General features: G+C 46.2%; 13 protein-coding genes and 1 pseudogene. 3 read left to right on the top strand and 11 right to left on the bottom strand.

Annotated elements, in window-relative coordinates:
- Nucleotides 1-248: 248 nt before the first annotated feature.
- Entirely contained in the window at nt 249-1,160 is a 912-nt protein-coding gene (locus tag KP806_RS01650; protein WP_224721813.1) for an AraC family transcriptional regulator, read from the bottom strand.
- Nucleotides 1,161-1,347: 187 nt separating this feature from the next.
- On the opposite strand from KP806_RS01650, the gene KP806_RS01645 reads away from it, so the two are divergent.
- Entirely contained in the window at nt 1,348-2,787 is a 1,440-nt protein-coding gene (locus KP806_RS01645; protein ID WP_224721812.1) for an MFS transporter, read from the top strand.
- A gap of 204 nt (nt 2,788-2,991) precedes the next feature.
- Here KP806_RS01645 and KP806_RS01640 read toward each other — a convergent pair whose 3' ends face one another.
- The 3 genes from KP806_RS01640 to KP806_RS01630 form a co-directional block, all read right to left on the bottom strand.
- The gene (locus KP806_RS01640; RefSeq protein ID WP_224721811.1) at nt 2,992-4,641 is read right to left on the bottom strand and encodes a GMC oxidoreductase; all 1,650 of its coding nucleotides are present in this window, start codon (nt 4,639-4,641) and stop codon (nt 2,992-2,994) included.
- Nucleotides 4,642-4,856: 215 nt separating this feature from the next.
- Entirely contained in the window at nt 4,857-5,771 is a 915-nt protein-coding gene (locus KP806_RS01635; protein ID WP_224721810.1) for an NADP-dependent oxidoreductase, read from the bottom strand.
- Between the two features lie 37 nt (nt 5,772-5,808).
- Nucleotides 5,809-7,185, bottom strand: a complete 1,377-nt coding sequence (locus tag KP806_RS01630) for an MFS transporter (protein ID WP_224721809.1) — start codon at nt 7,183-7,185, stop codon at nt 5,809-5,811.
- Nucleotides 7,186-7,343: 158 nt separating this feature from the next.
- On the opposite strand from KP806_RS01630, the gene KP806_RS01625 reads away from it, so the two are divergent.
- Nucleotides 7,344-8,276, top strand: a complete 933-nt coding sequence (locus tag KP806_RS01625) for a LysR family transcriptional regulator (protein WP_224721808.1) — start codon at nt 7,344-7,346, stop codon at nt 8,274-8,276.
- 331 nt (nt 8,277-8,607) lie between these two features.
- Here the strand turns inward: KP806_RS01625 and KP806_RS01620 are convergent, their stop codons facing one another.
- The 3 genes from KP806_RS01620 to KP806_RS01610 all read right to left on the bottom strand — a co-directional run bounded on the left by KP806_RS01620 (nt 8,608) and on the right by KP806_RS01610 (nt 9,769).
- Complete coding sequence (locus KP806_RS01620; protein WP_224721807.1) at nt 8,608-8,787, bottom strand: hypothetical protein; 180 nt, start codon at nt 8,785-8,787, stop codon at nt 8,608-8,610.
- A 95-nt stretch (nt 8,788-8,882) separates the two neighbouring features.
- Nucleotides 8,883-9,269 (bottom strand): DUF4304 domain-containing protein, encoded by a 387-nt coding sequence (locus KP806_RS01615; protein WP_224721806.1) that lies wholly within the window; start codon nt 9,267-9,269, stop codon nt 8,883-8,885.
- Between the two features lie 206 nt (nt 9,270-9,475).
- On the bottom strand, nt 9,476-9,769 hold the full coding sequence (locus tag KP806_RS01610; RefSeq protein WP_224721805.1) for a hypothetical protein: 294 nt from the start codon (nt 9,767-9,769) through the stop codon (nt 9,476-9,478).
- Nucleotides 9,770-10,143: 374 nt separating this feature from the next.
- Between KP806_RS01610 and KP806_RS01605 the strand changes: the two genes are divergently transcribed.
- The gene (locus KP806_RS01605; RefSeq protein WP_224721804.1) at nt 10,144-11,409 is read left to right on the top strand and encodes an IS110 family RNA-guided transposase; all 1,266 of its coding nucleotides are present in this window, start codon (nt 10,144-10,146) and stop codon (nt 11,407-11,409) included.
- 547 nt (nt 11,410-11,956) lie between these two features.
- On the opposite strand, the pseudogene KP806_RS01600 reads toward KP806_RS01605, so the two are convergent.
- From KP806_RS01600 to KP806_RS01585, 4 genes and pseudogenes are all read right to left on the bottom strand, one after another.
- Nucleotides 11,957-12,203, bottom strand: a pseudogene (locus KP806_RS01600) (recombinase family protein); the annotation flags it as partial.
- Between the two features lie 203 nt (nt 12,204-12,406).
- On the bottom strand, nt 12,407-12,712 hold the full coding sequence (locus KP806_RS01595) for a hypothetical protein (protein WP_224721803.1): 306 nt from the start codon (nt 12,710-12,712) through the stop codon (nt 12,407-12,409).
- 35 nt (nt 12,713-12,747) lie between these two features.
- Nucleotides 12,748-16,995 (bottom strand): polymorphic toxin-type HINT domain-containing protein, encoded by a 4,248-nt coding sequence (locus tag KP806_RS01590; protein ID WP_224721802.1) that lies wholly within the window; start codon nt 16,993-16,995, stop codon nt 12,748-12,750.
- Complete coding sequence (locus KP806_RS01585; RefSeq protein ID WP_224721801.1) at nt 16,992-19,670, bottom strand: DNRLRE domain-containing protein; 2,679 nt, start codon at nt 19,668-19,670, stop codon at nt 16,992-16,994. Before KP806_RS01585 ends, KP806_RS01590 begins: the two co-directional genes overlap by 4 nt.
- Nucleotides 19,671-19,767: the final 97 nt, after the last annotated feature.

Genomic DNA, 19,767 nt, shown 5'->3' with positions numbered 1-19,767 from the left:
TTAATATGGATCATATTTTAAATCTGCTTGAATCATTATCATTTATCGATTGATTTTGTTCATTATCGAAGCATTCGAAACATATTACATTTTTATCTTCTAACACTACTCCATTAATAAATCCATCATTGCAAAAAATTTGCTTTTTACATTTCACGCAGCTGCCAACAAGTTCCTGCAGAATGATCACCCCCAAGTTGTAAAACTAGTCCCTCCATTATATGCCTGGGTTCCATCATTCAACATCCTTAACTATCCTCAAATCCCCAAGCGGAAGAAGATTTACGCATCGCTTTAATGTCTTGCAAAGGAGGCAAACCAAAAAGCCTTCGGTACTCCCGATTGAATTGCGACGGACTTTCATAGCCTACTGTCAATGCGGCCGTCGTTGCCCCCATGGGACCGCTCAACATCAGGCGCCTGGCTTCCTGAAGGCGAAACTGCTTCTGATACTGCAAAGGCCCCATCGTTGTGATCGCTTTGAATTTATGGTGCAGACCGGAGGTACTCATGTTGCAGGATTTTGCAAGCTCCTCTACGGTAAAAGAACGTTCATAATTTTCTTTGATCCATTGAATCGCCTTGCCGACTCCTTCCGCTCTTTGATCAAAAAGCGCCTTTTGGAAAAATAAATGCCCAAAATCACCTGACAGTAAGTTAAAAATCATTTCCCTTTTGATCAAATCGGACAGAAACCGAATATCTCCAGGCTTATCGATAAGCTTCAGCAGACGGAAAAATATATCCAGCAGCTCGTCATCCGATTTTCCGATAAAGGCTCCGGCACCCGGATCTTTCTCTTTCGGCTCCGTGACGATTTCTGCCTCCATAACTACAGAAGCGATTTCTTGCGTCGTAAACTCGATACTCAGCCCAATATACGGTGAATCCTCCGTAGCTCCTATGACTTGAGCAAAAGCCGGCATATCGATCAGCGATGCCAAATAATCACCCGCCGAGTAATGAAAAATATCTTGACCCAGGTACAGCTTCTTAGCTCCTTGAAGGATCAGGCAAAAGGAAGGAGTCAGAACACCTGGACTTCGCGGTGTATCGCGACTGTGTCTGACAATCTTTAGAAACGGAATTCTGGTGGGCGTCCGTCCATCCGATTGGGTCATCCGATTCGTCATGGCAATGAGCTGATCCACCGTTTTCATTGATTCCATCCCCCATTCTTATCTAAATTATAAAGGCATACAAAAAGATTGCCAAGCAAAGGAACAAAATAAAAAAAACATCATCTTGCAGCTTTAGGCAATTTTCAAGCAGGAACGGTCTACTTCCTTTATCCGATACCATTCATAATATTTTTCAGAAACCCTATCTTGGGATAAGGAAAGGAACATGATTATGCAACAGCCAAAATGGATCATTTTAACCATTATTATCGCCTGCCAGCTTCTTGTTGTGCTTGACGCCTCGATTATGGTAACGGCAATGCCACAAATCGGCCGTTCGCTTCATATGTCGACAACCAGCTTGACCTGGGTTCACAACAGTTATATTTTGGCGTTTGGCGGTTTCTTGCTGCTTGGCGCCCGTGCAGGGGATCTTTTGGGACGCAGAAAAATGCTTGGTATTGGCATTGGATTATTTTCGCTAACTTCTTTGCTGGCCGGCTTGGCACCGACAGCCGAATTATTGCTTGTTTCCCGTGCATTCCAAGGCTTTGCGGCTGCATTGGCAACCCCTGCTGCGCTGGCCTTGCTGTCGGCGTGCTTTGTAGAAGCGAAGGAACGTTCAAGAGCGATTGCGATGTACAGTGCGGTTTCGGCTGCAGGCGGCAGTATCGGTCTTATCCTAGGCGGATTTTTCACCGATTTTATTTCATGGCGCGTCGGGATGTTTATCAATGTACCGATTGGGATTGCTTTGCTCTATTTGGTACAGAAGTTCATACAGAAAACAGGTACAAGGATCGGACGTTTTGATCTTTGGGGTGCGATGACATCCGTAATCGGCATGACTTCGCTCGTATATGGTTTTGTTCAAGCTGCGGAACACGGCTGGGGGAAACCTGAAACATGGATTCCGCTTGCAGCCGGGATTGTTTTGTTATCGGCATTCGTTCTAATAGAAACACAAGCGGCCGAGCCGATCATCCCGCTCCGTTTGTTTGCGAGCCGACAACGGTCCGGTGCTTATCTTGGAAGGTTCCTGATGGTGGGCGGAAATTTTTCACTTTTTTTCTTTATCCCTCAATATTTGCAAAATGTCCTCGGTTTCAGCTCATTTGAAGCTGGTTTAGCCTTCCTGCCATTTACAGGCGCCCAGTTCGGGTTGATGTTCCTGATGCATCGGTTGGTGTACCGTTTTGGAAATGTAAAAGTCCTGATAGCCGGTTTGCTGCTCGCAATCGTTGGTACATTCTCGTTGAGCACAATCGTCACCTTGCAAGCTCCGTTTTTTCCGCAAATGTTCATCCTTTTAACTATTATGGGCATTGGTTCCGGAATGGTTTTCCAACCGCTCACCGCTTTCGGTCTCACAGGTGTGGATTCTCACGATGCCGGCGCAGCCTCGGGTCTCATTAATGTCGCTCATCAAAGCGGTTCATCATTAGGGTTAGCTATCCTCATCACCATATTTGATGGTTCTATCCGAACGGATCAACCTTCAACGGTGCAATTTGCTCATGCTGTATCGGACACCATTTTGGGATCGGTCGTATTTATTGCAGCAGCCCTTGCTGTGACGCTGCTTTGCTTTCTTCCGGTACGCCAAGCTGCTCGAAAACGGGCATTCTTCAAAAAGGAAAGCTCACGAATGAATCCATTAAACTAATTTACATGACAGATAAAACAAAGTTCCCCTCAACTAAATGAAGGGGAACTTTGTTTCATTTGAAATTTTTGTCATCCGATTATTCCGTACAATGTTCATGATGGACAAATACAGCATTTTGAGCAGTACCTTGCTACTGGAAAGATGTTTTTACCCTTCGTCAACTTGTGCAGCTGTCAGTGTAATTCTATCCTGATGCGCGGCTCATTCCGAGGTGCGAATCAGATGATCTGCTGATCGAATGGCAAGGGCAACGGTCGTGAGTGTCGGATTACCGGCCCCGATGTAAGGCAAGACGCTTTTATCCGCCACGTACAATCCGGAAATCCCATGAACTTGCCCATACAGGTCGGTGACCGAAGTAGATGGATCGACGCCCATGCGGCATGTTCCGGAATCATGATGCAACACCCCTGGCGGCATCAGGCTGACCATTTGACCGTCTTCCTGTTCCACCAGACGCATTCCACAGGCAGCGGCAATCTGCTTCGCGCCTTGTGCCATCTGATGAATGACGGCATGGTCGGCTTCATGATATGAAAAATGAACCTTCAATTCGGGCATCCCGAATTCATCCGTTATGTCCGGATGCAGCACAATCCGATTGTCATAACACGGTTCTGTCTTTCCGAATAAAAGGAGATTGAAGTCCAATTCATCCCTGAGCGGCGGCTCAGCATGGCCCGAATGCCAAAAGTCTCCTGGTCCCGTCAGACGCACTTGGTAAGGCCTATCTTTCGTGGGACGGAGGTATACGGCCAGTGTCCCGATACGCTCGGGAAACTCACTTCGGTCCAATCTTCCTGTGGCAAGCATAAAAGGTTGATTGGTAAGATACCGGCCGAGCGCACGGTTTTGGATTCCTGAATGAAGCAGCAGACGAGGCGTCTCGAACGTACTTGCAGACATCACGACATTTTTCGCTTTCAGTAAATAGGGACGCTTATCCGAAGACATCACCTTTACGCCGCGAACTTTCCCGCTGTCGGTCAACACTTGCATGGCGCAGGTACGAACGGTCAAATCAAAAGGACAGGTATGCAAAGCTTTCGCAAGCAAAGAGATCGAACTGAAACAAACGTCAGAGTGAATGGCGCCGAGCCTGGTCGGATTAAGCGCGATGGCAAGAGGTAATCTCGTCGCCTCGGGAAACCCTCCGTGATGCAGCCGGCTAAGCAAGTTATCCGATAAGGCTGCGCCTTCCGTATATTCTTTCGTCACCTTCATGATCCGTTCGGCGATCTCGTAATACGTGTCCATCTCATGCCTTGGTACGGGCCACTCCGGAAGCAGGGGCAAATCCAACCGCGAGCTGACCGTATCCCAAAACAGCGTCTTTCCACCCAAGGCGAAGAGTTGTCTAGCCCCGGAGAACTCCGTAGCGGAACCGGATACGGGTTCTGACACGTAATGAAAATAATCCATCAGACGTGAATGATGCATCGTCGGGAGATTGCGGACTTGCGTAGGCAGGAGGAGTCCTCCTTTTTCCACGACGGCGACGCGTTTGCCCTTATCGCGCCAACGCTCGCATAACCGCCAGGTGACAGCCGCTCCCCCGGCACCGCTGCCGATGATCACGACATCGTATTCGTTCTCCGTCATCCTTTCGAGCGGAGTAAGGGGAATCCACTCCGGTACGTCATTCCTTTCGTAAGAACGCGAGGCATGGCCTCTTGTACTGAAGCTCCGTGCGATTTGATGCGAAGAAGGCAGTTGTACTTGCGCTCCGCCCACGTTTGCGTCCGGGTCGGAAATATGCGGATTCAAGGCAATCAGTGCGGAAACATCCACGTTGTCGGATCGAGCAATTAAACGGAGCGTATCTCCACTTGCGGCAATGCGAATTCTCAAGAATGCTCACAACCTTTTTCTAAGTAAATTGGTACTCATTATATTCAATTCCAATTTACACCATGACCCTAAATGATCATCAGCGATTCTGAGCCTATGGAGGGAAGAGCATAATAAAAAGAGCAGGTCACCGTGAACTGCACCTTTTTACAACGGGACACAAGTGCGCAATAAATAAATTTCCAGAACCTTCACCTTCAAGACCATCCATGTAGTTAATCTAAAGTAAGAACGATTTTACCTCGACCGTGCCTGGTCTCGATCAACCGGTGCGCCGCTTCTGCCTGTTCGAGCGGAAACGTCTGGCGTATCGTCGTTCGCAGCTTCCCGCTGGCATGAAGCTCGGCAAGCTCGGCGAGCCTGGCAGCAGATCGAACGCCGCGGACAGCCGGGATGCCAAGCTCGTCAATGAGGTCGTAAGCGACGAACGTACAGATTCTCCTTCTATCCTCTACCAATTGGACCGATGCCCGGACGCCCTCGGCACCGGCCGTATCGAATGCCGCGTCGACGCCATCCGGAGCGAGCGCGCGCACTCTATCGACAAGTCCATCTCCGTATGTGACCGGAATGGCTCCTAGTGAACGAATATACTCGTGATTGTTCTCGCTTGCCGTTCCGATAACCGTCTTGGCTCCCCACAGCTTCGCAAGCTGCACGGCATAAGCGCCGAGCGAACCGGCAGCGCCATGGATCAGAATCGTATCTCCCTGTTCGACACCGATGGCCCGAAGTGCGATATAAGCGCCTTGCCCGTTCCCCGTCAATCCGCCCGCCACTTCCCAAGACATATCCGCGGGTTTCTTAACGATCTGATCCGATCCGACAACGACGTATTCGGCATAACAATTTAACGTTGCGAAACCGAGCACCTCGGTGCCCACCGCAAATCCAGTCACGCCATCCCCTACCTGATCCACGATGCCCGCGAACTCGTTTCCCGGAATTTGCGGCAATTGAACCGTCACCCCATGCGGTGTCCAACCGCCGCGCACGCTGCAATCGTAATGCTGCACGCCGGCCGTTTTGACGCGAACCCTCACTTTTCCGGGGCCGGCCTGCGGATCCGGAAACGTCAACACCCTCATGACTTCCGGCCCGCCGTAACGATTAAACGCTGCTGCTCTCATCCCTATCTCCTCCTTGAAATGAAATATTAGATAACGGTCAACTTTTGACCGTTATACGATCCCGTACCGCTCTGCCGAACTTAGACCAATAAAACAATAAAATGAAAACATGCATAATCCCAAGCACGAGATAGAGATTGCTGTAAACGAATGCGCTCGGGTCGGAAATCAACGGATTCCATCGTATACCGGATCCTTGATCTACGATTTTCCCGTATAAGCTTGCGGAGACGGCGCCAGCCAAAAAATTCGACATGGCCAGCAATCCCATTCCAACGCCAACTTGCTCCTTCGGCAGCGTTCGGGATACTTGGTTAGACAAAGCCATGTAGAGGAACGACTGCCCCACGACGCCGAAAATCAGCAAACCAGCGATCATTGCCGGTGATTGCTCCGCGAATGAAGACATAAAGGCAAAGCAGAGCAGCAGCAGGGCGGAAGCGGAGACAAAAAGAAACGGTATTCCTTTCACATCTGCCAGCCTCCCGCCCCTCCTTCCCAAAATCGCAGCCGTCACGGCGGCCGGCACCATAACGTAACCCGTCATACCGGAGTCCAAATGATGGACCTGGTTCAATAGCTGCGGAGTTAAAAAATAAAGCGAATACCCGATGCCCGTTGCTAAAAAGGCTAACGTTAACCCTATCGAATACCCTTTATTGCGAATCAAGCCCACGGGAACAAAAGGCTCAGCTGCGCAGCGGATTCGCAGAACGAACATGACAAACAAAACGAAACAGCCCATTACCGCTATCCAAGCTTCATACGTAATCGCAAGCAACAGCAATGCGGCCGCTCCTACGAACAGCCCGCCTCCGAGCCAATCGAGGCGATCGGATTTCCCTCCCTCATCCTCCAGAAACCTTCGATAATACGGCAACGCGATTAATGTCAGAACCGGCATGAAAAACAGCCATCGCCAATGAAGGGAGCTGACGACAAGGGCGGCAACGACAGGACCAAGCGCGCTGCCAATCGACATCCCGGTCATTGCTATGCCAAGAGCCCGACCGCGATGTTCTTCCGGATAATAACGTATAGGAATGATGCTTGCCACGGCCGGAATGACTGCCGCTCCCGCAGCTTGTAAAACCCTACCGAGCAGAACCATCCAGTAGGCCCCAGCGAACAAACCGAACATGGAGCCAAGCGCCAACAAAGCAAGACCAAACGACAATACGTTTTTCAGCTTAAACGTATCCGCCAGCTTTCCGTAGATAACGGTCCCGATCGCATAGACCAGCAAATAACCTGATGTCACCCAACTGACTTGAACGATGGATAGCTGAAACTGTTCGGCGATATCGGGTAATACAATGTTGAACATCGTTGCGCTCATGACAGAGATGACCAGCGTAAACGCGAGAATGTATATGATTGTTTCCCCTTGCCGCTTCTTAACCGGTATGTCCACTTCTCCAGCCCTCTTTCCCTTGCACAAGCTTATTTTTCCGGAAAAACATGACATATTCATGCTTGCGCAATGCTATTTTATAACCGATAATCAATAAATAAAAATACATCTTTGAACATATAACTTATTCCATAAAGTATATAAGAGGAGGATAAGCCATGGAATTATTGCAATTGCGGTATTTTCAGAAGGTGGCCCGAATGGAGCATATGACGAAAGCCGCTCAAGAGCTTCGAATCGCGCAGCCCGCTCTTAGCAAGACGATTGCTCGGCTGGAAGAGGACTTGGGCGTTCCGCTATTCGACCGTATCGGCAAGCAAATCAAGTTGAATACGCTCGGCAGAACCTTTCTGGAAAAGGTGGATGCGGCGCTTGAGCTCCTCGAAGAGGGACGACGGGAAGTGTCTGACCTGGGAGGCCTTCAGTATGGCAGTATTCGACTCGCGATGACGACGCTGGAGCGGTTATCGGAGCCGCTCAGCGCTTTTCTTGCGCTTTATCCGGACGTCAATATTCAAATTACGCAAGCGGCGACGGAGGAAATGGCCCGAATGCTGGAGGCCGGAAGCATCGATGTCGGTTTTACGGCCATGCCTATTGAACAAGCGGGATTGGCTTCCGAGACCGTCCTCAAGGAAGATGTATATCTCGCTGTCCCTCGCAACCACCGCTTCGCCAATCGCGGCTCGATTCATCTCAGCGAAGTAGGCGACGATCCGTTTATCGGTTACAAGGAAGGGTTCATCATGCAGAAGATGAACGAAGCCTTTTTCCGGAAAGCCGGCATATCACCGAAGTTCGTCTGTCAAGTAGACGAACCCGCCGCTATCGTCAGCCTCGTTCGCGCCGGTCTGGGCGTAGCTCTGTTCGGCTGCAAGAGCGGCGAACAGGCCGGCCTTACGCTGCTGCGCATCGAGTCCCCTGCATGCCATCGCAGCTATCGAATTTACTGGTCGGAGAACCGCTATTTATCCCTGGCAGCACGCAAGTTTCTTGCCTTTATCGAAGACTATTTTCATGAAGACGGCATTCATCATTCGCCGCCGACAAAGAAAAATACGACGAATGATCTTCGATTGGAAATACGATAATCAAAGTAGAAAAAAAGACCGCATGGAGCCCAGCTCCATGCGGTCTCATCGTCTATCTATTCTTCAATCGGCTTCTTTGTATAGAGTCCTTCTTTGAACTCCTCAGTATTTACTGAAGTTATTGATCGTTTGGTTTGGGGGAATTTGTGTGCCAAAAACCATACTTTATGAAACTCATCTTAGCGAGGTCTTCACAAAAAAAGTAATTCATCACATAAAAAAAACGGACCCTTTGCTTTACAAGGAAATCCGGTTTTCTAATAAAAGTACAATAGCGTCGTTTGACTAACGTTCCGTAGGACGGAGATAATGGTGATGTCTAATGATTGTTTTATTTATCGAATGTTTGTTTGATGATTTTTTTGAAGAAACCTACAACCATAAGAATTAATCCAATAGTAACAAAAAAAGGGTCAGTTCCGTTCAAATCACCTGGACCACCATTTTGAATATAAATACCTACTAATATTAAAGCTAACCCGACAAGCATTGTTCTTAATGAGTAGTTCACTAAGTACACCTCCCTTAAAAGTATAAAGAAATAAACAACTCCTATGTCACTTTATTACGTAAACCGCCAGTTAAGAAGTTGCCCATCAGTCCGGTTCATTTAGGTGTTTTTTTTGCCACGACCATCGTCATTAGCGGCAAACTGTTCTGTTGATTTAGTAACCTTAACTTTTTGATTTCCCCATGTTTTTCAAACCAATCAAGTACCTCTTTAACCAGCGACTCAAATGTCTGGTTCTGCTCAATACGATCTCTAAGATGACATACATTTCCAGTCGGATTTTGCTCTAATTCCAAAGCCTTAATGTACACACCTACGTTAATGTAAAAATTATCCTCATTCCATTGAGAACCCTGAACATTTAAAACCAATATAAGGTCATCAGTCAGTTTTCTCCATGTCGTCTTGCTTTTTTTAAATCCTTTTTCTTCAAAAACTTGCTTTAATCGCTCAATTAATTCTTCTTTAGTTAAAGCGCTCAATTTAAAAACTCCTTTAAAAAAAGGTTTTATAACAAGCTTGCCTGCAGGAGGATTAGCTATCTGATACGTTTGCTAATTTGCAGTAGCCGGCCTTTCAAGTTCGGCTGATTTTCATAAACTAAACGGCAGTTTAATTCAACCAGAAAAGAAAAACCAGATGGAGTACTGTCCCCTCTGGCTTTTTGTTGCGGAATGGACGGCAATGGCTAGACGGTCTCCCGAGCGCTGCCCTCCCCCTTCCTCTGTCTGTGTCGCCTGATTAGGCTGGCCCCTACGATATAGATCAGGAAGGTCAGCAGTGCAAGCACTATAAAGAGACGGAAGTCGATGACGACGAAATAAGAATCATGATACTGAAAATCCGTTGGAGCCGGCAACAAGTTGCTTTTCACGACGTCAAAAAAGACAGGGCCGATCATGACCCGATATATAAGCATCGGAACGGCTGCTGCCAGCACAATCCCGATCAGCCAATGATAGTAACGCATGGTTGAATCCATCCCCTATCTCTTATCTGCGGATGCTTTTGTGGTTGGTTGAAACAAGAACCACTCACCCAATCTTTCAGTACATGTTGATAGCTGCGGAAAACAAAATCGCTATTTTGGATTTCCTTTTATTCTACCCCTCGCTAATTAGAATCTTAAAGGCTTACCTTCGATAACAATTCGACCAGAACACTACGCAATCCTGCCGGTTAACGAGGCCACTGATTTTGTCGGCAGCCTCGTCCTGGTTGGTGGAACTAACGTTCGCCGTTAGAATTCCTGTAAAACGAATAATTTGGAGTTTGAACAAAAACGAGCGCCTCTGTAAGATGGGGTTACGCACGAGGTCAAAAGCCTCAAAAAGCCCATCAGGAGGTCACTCTACTATGAAGTTTAAGGCACAGGACAAGCAAAATCGGCTCATTGAAAACATTACCGTTCATCACTTGGTCATTGGTGTAGATATCGCTCAAGAAGTCCATGTGGCCCGCGCTGTCAGCTTTCGTGGGATTGCTTTGGGAACGCCATTCGAGTTTGGTAACCATCGTGAAGGGTTCAATCTGTTCGAACGTTGGATCCAAGATCTACTCAAATCCTACAGACTTAGCAGCATCATCGTTGGCATGGAGCCCACTGGCCACTACTGGTTTAGTCTAGCACGATGGCTCCTCGATCAAGGCATTGAGCCCGTTCTAGTGAATCCTCATCTCGTCAAAAAGAACAAGGAAAATAGGGATAACACACCGTCTAAGAGTGATCATAAGGATGCACTAGTCATTGCAGACATGGTCAAAAACGGGTACTACTCTCCTGTTCGTTTCCATCCCGAAGACTACGAGGAACTGCGTATTTTAATGGCAAATCGAGAGACCGTTACCAAACGCCTCAACGCTGCGGTTAATCAGATTCATCGGTGGGTAGATATTGTATTCCCCGAACTTCGCCAGGTCTTTAAAATACTTACTTGCACCAGTGCAATCGCAACACTCAGGCTCTTTCCTCTACCGAAAGAGATCAGCCGACTAGATACGGAACAAATTCTTGCCGGTTGGAAGCAGTATGTAAAGCGTCATGCTGGTGTTAAACGTGCTGAACAGCTCATTTCACTTGCAAAAACCAGTGTAGGTACTACTCAAGCACTTCATGCTTACAAGCTCCATCTTGGGCAATTAATTGAAGAATATGACCTCGCTCAGCGTCAGCTTGAACAAATTGAGCATGAGGTTCGAATCATACTTGAACGCATTCCCTATGCACAAAAACTCCTTGAAATACGAGGCGTTTACGTAACAAATCTAGCCGGTATACTCGGCGAAGCTGGCGATCTAAGTGGCTATGCACATGGCAATGCCTTGCTTCGTCATGCTGGATTAAATCTTGCTGAGGCTAGCTCAGGGAAATGGAGAGAAAAGATGGTACTTAGTAAGCGAGGCCGGCCACGTTTACGTCATTTTCTCTATCTCATGACGATGAGTGCCGTCATGACAAATCCGGAAGTTCGAGCGGTACATCGCTACAATGTTGAGGAAAAGAAGATGAAGAAGATGAAATCCATCATGAAATTAATCGGTAAAGTAGCACGAATGCTTATCGCGTTGGCTAGAAGCAGCATTGTTTACGAACCTACCAAGGTATTCCCACAAGCAGCATAAAACTAAACGATCCTCACCAGCTCAAGTATTCGCAGGATGACAAGAAGCACGGAGTATCGGGATATGTTAAACAAAAGGGCTCGGACCCGTTCCGTTAGAAAGACCGACCTCCACCCCTTAGTTAAGATGTGACGAAGGAATGAAAGAGCTACGACCCGTTGAGACATGGGAGTGAGAATCTCTAGGGCGAAGTGGAGACGTGCGTATCATGGAACAATATGGGTGATTCCTATTCACCTTTATTTCCGCATGCCCAGTTCCCCATCTCAAAGCCACCGGCTCCCCATTATCCTTCTCTTCAACTTAACTACAGGATGAAATCCTGCGAATTCATGAGTCTGAGTGAGGAAACTGAATCATTTCGAAGGAGTTTAACCCGCTGACCAGCATCCGTTGTTCCCTACATTTGCAACATCTTCGCCTGCCTTGACGGTATCACCATCACGGACAATCACTTACTATCTATTCCCTTTATTTGTGAAATACAAAGGAGCTGCCGAGGCAGCTCCTTCATCGTCTGTATAGTCCTTCATTATAACGTACCCGCCCTCGTGAAATACTTCCATTCGGCAATCTTCCATCGTAATCACGCCCAAGCCGACCCAGCGCATCCAAATAAATCAAATCGCCTTTCCGGATCATGGAACGCATGGCCTGATAGCGCGGCCGCTCGAATTACCGCTCTGCTTATCGACAAAGATAAATCGCTCCTCGATGCCTAGCTCCCGAAACTTGATGAGCTGCCGTTCCGGATTTTGATCTTTGGCCGACACGCGGCCATATGCAAACTTCATTAGCCCTCACTCCGTCTCAAAATACCTATGTAAAAGTTGGGACGTTCCTAAACTCATTTTATGGCATTTTGACACGTAAAAACAGCAATTTTTTCTGCGTCTCAAAAAGCATGCTTTATGAAACTCATCTTACCGCCCGATTCATTCGGCACTGGGTGGGGGTAAAAGAAAGACCTTGGGAGTATACCCCCAAGGTCAAGATGTTAATCACCTGCGACATGTACAGCTTTAACATTAGCATCACTTAAAGATTGAACCAATCTATCTAAGGAAGAATGATGCACGGAGTCAATAAATGTACGTATTTGTTTCAAGTCTTCCACAAAGCATGAGAGTTCAGATTGATTAAGCCGAAGGTTAGTCTTGTAGTAATCTTTAACTTTCCTTAAATACATATAACTAGTCCAATTTGATGTACCCATGAATATAGCATCATGCAAACTATTTGGTATTTCTATTAGCCCTATCCTGACTTTTTTTTCATCAAATAATACAATATCTAGTCCCATAGCCCCTCCTGATTATACTATTAAACTCAATCTCGTTATTTCCAAGCGGCTTGTGGGAATGCAGTTACAAGATTCCCATTCTTATCTACAACCACTCTAACCTTGTACAAATTATTCCCATTTGCATCAACGCCCATGACTTTATTGAATACTTTCTCATAGACAAATCTGTCTCCATCCATAGATATTCTGTCGGGGTTTTTAATTGTGGCCCTACTGTAGGTACGCCAATGGCCGCCTGTTACAGTCCACTTACTTTTATGCTCCCAACCTGATTTGTTACCAATATGTCTATCCTTGACATGCTTAACCCCGTCACCAGTAAAGTTGACTTTACCTGGACCAAGATTACATTTATTATGCGTCCAAACTTCAAGATTGGAGACAAAATACGTATGGAAATCCTTTACCTTAAAGTTGTAGACGGTCTTATGTTCTTTCTTAACTTCAATTTTCTCAATGGCTAATTCTTTGCCATCCGAAGTTGTTAGAACATCGCCTACCACAAGGTTTTTTGATTCCACCCAACCTTTGCCGACAATCCAAAACGGATGCTCATCAGTTGTCGTTATGACTTCGCCGCCAACAGTAATATTATACGTTTCCTCAACATCACGTTGGAAGAGCCATTCAACTTCCTTATATGCAATCTCACCTGTATCATCGTCTTTGGAAAGAACCTTATCTCCGACCTCAATGTCTTCGATATTTTTCTCCCCTTCGTCTGTAAGAACCTTCGTTCCCGCCGTAAAGCAATTACAGCCTCTAATCCTCGATTTGCGCTTCATCTTCAATAGCTTTTTGGCTAATTTATATTTTTTCGCAAATCCTCCGCCTGGAACCAAGCTCCATGCAGCATTACTTCTAAGCGAAGCACCAAATCTGAACTTTCCTTTGCTTCCACCATACTTGTACATCGCATAATCAAGTGCAATGCCTGTAGCGATATCTACGACAATCCAAACCCATTCCCCGTGCGGATCGGCATACATCACCGGGTTATTGTCTGCATAGGCGTATGCATTGGATCCAAGATGGCTTCCTACCCTTACGCTAACCGGGTCTTTTGAGAGGAAACGCCCAATCTTCGGATCATAGAAGCGTGCACCCAGATAATACTTCCCCGTTTCTTGGTCATACCAGCTGCCGGCGTAACGATAAGGATTGTTTTCATACACTGACTTCAACGTAGCATCTGTCGGCGCCGCGGAAGTATGATTACCCCATGCGTCATAGCTATAAGAAACTTTTACTGCGCCAGTATCGTCAAGAAGTGCTACAACATCCCCGTGCGTATTAAATTGATACCAGTAGTTGACGTTATTAGAACGGAAGAGAACAGGCCGGCCATTGTGATCATAACCAATGCGATACAAGATGGTGTTGCTTGCATTTGTCGCGTAAGTGACCAGGTTTCCGTCATAGTGTAGAGTTTTCGTGACACCACCCGACGTAATCGTCTGACGTCGTCCCAGAGCGTCATAATCAAACGAAGCGATCGTTGTTGTCCCAGCGGCATTCTTAACAATGCTTAGCTTGTTTTCATCTCCCCACACGTACTGATTATTACCATCGCTCAGAACATTCCCGCTGTCGTCATAAGTGTATGCTTTCGCCCCCACGCTTAACAAACGGTTCTTTTCGTTGTTATACGTATAATTCGTGGTTTGTCCACCATCAACGATAGATGTCCGATTGCCCATCTCATCATACGAATAGGTTTTCTTCCCTTGTGCGGTTTCTTCCTCTGCCAGCTGGCCGAGTGAGTCATAGCGGTAGGAGAGCCATTTAGAAGCATCCAATAAATCCGTCACTCTCGTTAAATTGCCGACGGCATCGTATTCATACGTCCAGTTGCCTGTTACTTTGCCTGACAATTCCGTTCGGCTTGTCGCAACTCGGCCCTCCCTGTCGTATGTGTAGAACGTCGACATATCACCCGATATGAACGACTTCACCAATCTCCCTGACTCATCATGTAGATAATACGCCGATTTACCAGACAGCTCATCCGTAAATCGAAGAGGACTACCTGAGCTGTCATACTCATATTCATAATCGAAGACAGATGCGTTTGCGACCACACTTAGATGAGTGCGATCCCCTTCTGCGTCATACTCCGCTTCAATATAACGCGTAGTTGTAGGCTCCGTTACTTTGGTCACATTGTTCATCTCGTCGAACACAGCTTGGAACATCGAGCTGCCTGTACCATAGCCAGTCATATTACTATTGCGATCAAAGCTATAATTAAACGTCTTGGCTCCGAGCTGAACAGATTTGATACGATTGCCTAAGTCATAGGTCAGGTTGGTTGTTTTTCCGTTTGCTGATTTTACGTAGATCAGTCTTCCGGAAGCGTCATAATTGTAATCCCAAACTAGCGACTTTGGTGTGCCGCTCGCATTCGAAGCAACTTCGGTCAGCTTATCGACCTGATTTTGCTCATTGTATTGGACAGTGACGGCATTCTGGTTAGGATCTTTAATTTTCGTAAGATTGCCCGACTTATCATATTCGTAGGTATACGACTTGTTAGAAATCGGTCCGCCCATCGTGCTTTGATAGGGGAAGGTAAACGTTTTGGCGTTTCCATCCATAAAGTAGTCATACAAAAATTTGTTCCCTAAAGCGTCCGTATATTCCTTGGTATCGCCTGTATTGGCATCAGGCAATAAAGTCGTTGTATTTCCGATTGGCGTCGTTACCGTTTTAAGATAATTGCCTTGGCTATCGTACGTGTAGGAGGTTCTAAATTCCCCTTCTTGAAGGCGGATATTGTCAAAAAACGCTTTGCCCGCTGTATCGGCTTCTTTGTAAACCCCAACTTGCACCTTAGCCGTGTTTGCTGGTAACATACTGGTGTCGAACACATAACGGACTCGCTTCCAATCCGTGTCTTTATCGGCTAGAGGCGTTTTAATTCTGGTCAGTTCGTTACCCGCGGCGTCAAGCGCAATTAGTAACAATCCTGCCGCAGGGGCATTATTCACCGTTTTACCGTATCCAACTAAGGTATACTTCTTCCCAGATTGGACAGGTACCGATTCTAAACGCACTTGCGTTGCATCCTCCGAAGTGTTTCCGAATAAGAGAATGGATCTTGTTCCCGTAAATGTATTGCTTTTCTTGTAGTCAATTGGACTGCTCTGCGGATCCGTATCCTGCCGTTCAAGATTGATCCATTCCGAGTAGTTCGTTGACGACAGCGACACCCATCCGTCAGGACGATTCGTTGCATCATAATCCTGCTCGAAAGAGGAATTATCAATCATGTTGTAGCCAGCAACTGCGCTTGTCGATGGCGCATCCACACGAGTCACTTTGATTTCGTCAAAATAAGCATCTGCGGTTGATGGCATATTGTCAAACATCAAGACGACGGATAAATCATTAAAGTCCTTCTCAGCCGTCACGATTCGAGATACATCTTGCCAGTCCGTGTTCGCAGCGTCAAATGCAATCCCGTAGTTGCCGATGGTTCCATCGTCATAATGAACATTAAGTTGAATCCGCCACTTAATGCCCGCATCCGCCGGGATTCCTTCTCCTAGACTCCATCCAGATAACGAAAACTTATTGCCAGCACGACCGTCAACTTGAAGGTTCTGCTTCACATATTTGACGACGCCAGTGGATCCATTGATTCGTTCAGAAGACTTTCCAAACTTGAACTTATTATAGTTAATCGAAATTCCCGTTACGCTTTCGGATGGCGGATACCATTCATCTGCTTTTTGAGTTTTATCTGCATCGAATTCCATGCCAGCGTTTGTAACGAGGTTGTCATCCGAGCGACTTGCTCCACCTTCTACCGCGATGTTATCAAACCAAGCTTCCCCGGCACCAAAAATGCCGAGTTGTACGTTCGCTTTTACCGCATCCGCCGGCGCTTCAATTCCTGTAGATTTTCGAGTCCAATCTCTTGCAACTGTATCTATACCTGACATGGTGAAGCTTTGTTCGATCTTCGTATTATCTTTTTTGGTCCAGGTCACTTTCAGCGTCGCTTTTGTCTGAACCGCCGTTTTCAAGCTCATGCTGAACGTATATTTCTGATATTCATTTACCGGGAATGTGAAGACGGATTCTACATCTACTCCATCCTGTGACAGCAGATGAAGCGTCTTATACCCGTTACTAACGCTATCTGCAGCAACTGTTTCAAATTTCTCTGAAGCTCCCAAAGTGCCTACGGTTTTCCAATGGGTTGTTCCATTCTCGAAGCCGCTGTTTGCTATTAGATTATGAGCAAGACTCAAGTCATCAGTCTGGCTAATCAAATTGCCATTCGCATCATATCGAGCATAGTCGTATTTCCGATGCCATCGGATACATCTGTCGGATTATGCTTATCGTCATAGAGAGTACCCTGCACATCGTCTGTCCGATCCTTAACAGAAATTAAATTCTCGTTTGGATCGTAGTTCATCCGAATGTCATTCCCATCCGGGAAATCGACTTCCATCGGCTTTCCATCATCGGTATATGAAATGGAAGTCGTCTGTGAATTCGGATCCTTGACCCCAATCAATTGGTTCAGCGAAGACCATGTATAAATGGTTAGTGCTTTTTCGGTAGTGTTCAATTTCTCTTCAATTGTAGTCACATTGGCATTATCATTTGACGAGTAGACGATTGACTGACGCTCCGCGTCACCTGTCAGTCCGGTTACCCCTGGACCTGTCACCGTTACGGTGCGTGGAGATTGCACATATGCATAAGTAGATGCGGATGTCTTACCGTCCACAGTATCCCAAACTTTTTCAATTCGGTCGTGAATATCGTATTGATAATTGGTTGTCTTATTGTCCCCGTCCGTTACTTGCGTCAACCTCATATTTCCTAGAGCCACTATCGCCGCTTCATAGGTATATGTTGTTGCATTGCTTTCAGTTCCCTTAGTTACTTGGACGCTTTTTAATGCCCCAGTTGCAGTATCATACGTATACGTGACAGTTACACCTGAAGGATCTGTTGCGCTAGTCACTTTCCCGTTTTGATTAAGCTGCATCGTTAATTGACGCCCGGATGGGTCGGTCATAACGATACTATCTGAATTGAACGTATAAGACGTGATTTGATTGTTGTTATCGATGATCTTTTCAATGCGTCCAGTACCCGCATTAAATACATATTGGATATGATCATTGGTTGTAATGATGACCTTCTGCTCCGAACCGCTTCCCTCAAGTTTTAGCCCCAGAGGAACCCCTGGTGGCGGCGCGTAGCCATTGAACACTCCCTCACTGCCGCTGGTTCTCTCAAACAGATATCTTGTTCCATTCTCATCTAAGAAGGCGTAAGAGCCATGCAGGTTCCAAACCTTCATATCCAAATTTGACAGCCAGTTAGGACCGAAAAATCCGTGAGGCGAGGTTTGACGGCTATTATAATACCTCGTTACATCCAGTCCAACGCCACGACCTTCAACGGATAAGTCGATATCATCTAAAAAGAGATTACCTTTAAAAGGCATAACATCTTCGTCCGTGTAGGTCCAGAAATCCGTTGTGCCGTTCGGATCAATCGAATATTCAAGAGACATGCTAGGCTGATAACTGCTGTAGTTGCTGGAAGTAAAGCCAACGATGGACGAAGTGTCGGGATTTCCCACCAAAGCCACACCGTTGTTTGGCTTAAACCCACGGTACCAGGATTCCACGGTGGCTGTTAAGTCGAATGTATAAGTTCCTGCACCGGTCACGGTAAATGTTTTTCCGGATATCGGTGTTTTATTAGGTTTTGCATTCCAGTTAATCGCATCTTCTTCCCATGACTCGTTGATTTCATACACATCAACATTCGTCGGGCTAGCAACGGATAGGTAATTGTATAAAGAAACGGTCGCTTTGGTTACTAACGCTCCTGTTGGCAGCTGTGGCAGCGGGAAACGAATATACGCCTCTGTTTTTCCATAGGTTGCATTATTACCTGCATATACGTGATGATATTGATCCAGTCCCGTCGCTGTGGGCTGTGCACTGCTGACAAACGTGTCTGCGAAATAATTAGGGTTAGTTGTAATCGGTGGATCAATAGTGACCGGATATTGCCGATCGGGATCTTGAAGCCATTTCTCGTCTGCCTTAATGTCGATGAAAATTCGCCCTTCTTCTTCTCTGATCGTCTGCGTTACGGCGGCGGAGACGTTAGGAATAAGGCCGGCTTCATACATAAATGGCCGCGGAATAACAAATGCAAATCGCTTGCTGTCCTTACGGGTAAAAAGAATGTCTCCCTTTTCGGTCAACTCATAATTTAAATTCTCAAGCTTGATCTCAAAGGAATAAGAAGAAGCTGCTTCAGGAGATTGAAGAATAATATCCTCACGGACTTGATTGGAATCACTTGTATATTTGATATCCGTCGCCTTATAGATATTATTGAATATAACTTCATTCCCTGTAACCTTCGGTGTGCTGTTTAAGGCATTTACGGCATAAAAATCAATGGAAGTTCCATCTTGCTCAAAACTGAACAATAGGCCCTTTTCTTTAAACTCATTAGGAAAGAAAGCTTCAAACTTATTGGCTTTCGTTACATGCCCTTGTCCCTTCTTCTCTTTGTTGGTAGGAACGAGGGTGTTGTCGATTTCCTTCCACTCTTTGGACTCCTTGTCTTGATAAAAAATTTCTTTCTCATACAGTTCTACGACGAACTCCCCATCATCCTTGACGAAATGCTTGGAGTTGGCCGTGCGCCAGTCTACAATTTCAATTTTTCCACCTTTGTTCGGTCTTTGGGGGAATTCTTTCTTTACCTCTTTTACCGTTGTCAGTTCGTTTGTGCTAATTTGATCCACTTTCTCGTTCGGAGCTGCACTGATAGGTCCTATAGGCGAGATTAGCCCGACTATAAGTGAAATCGTCAGGAATTGTGCAAGTCCTATCCGAACTACCTTCATACTTCTTCGTCTGAACAGGGTTTTAAGATACTTTCTGAAATGGGCGTTCAAGTTAAAGTCTCCTTTTCTTAATGTTAGACAAAATTTCAAAAGTTAATATATCAGGAAGCTAATAATTGGATCTAGTTATATATGCTAGAATACTTAA

It is taken from the genome of Paenibacillus vietnamensis (genome assembly GCF_020169515.1).
GTDB classification, from domain to species: Bacteria; Bacillota; Bacilli; order Paenibacillales; family Paenibacillaceae; genus Pristimantibacillus; species Pristimantibacillus vietnamensis.
This window is presented reverse-complemented; position numbering and strand designations above follow the sequence as displayed.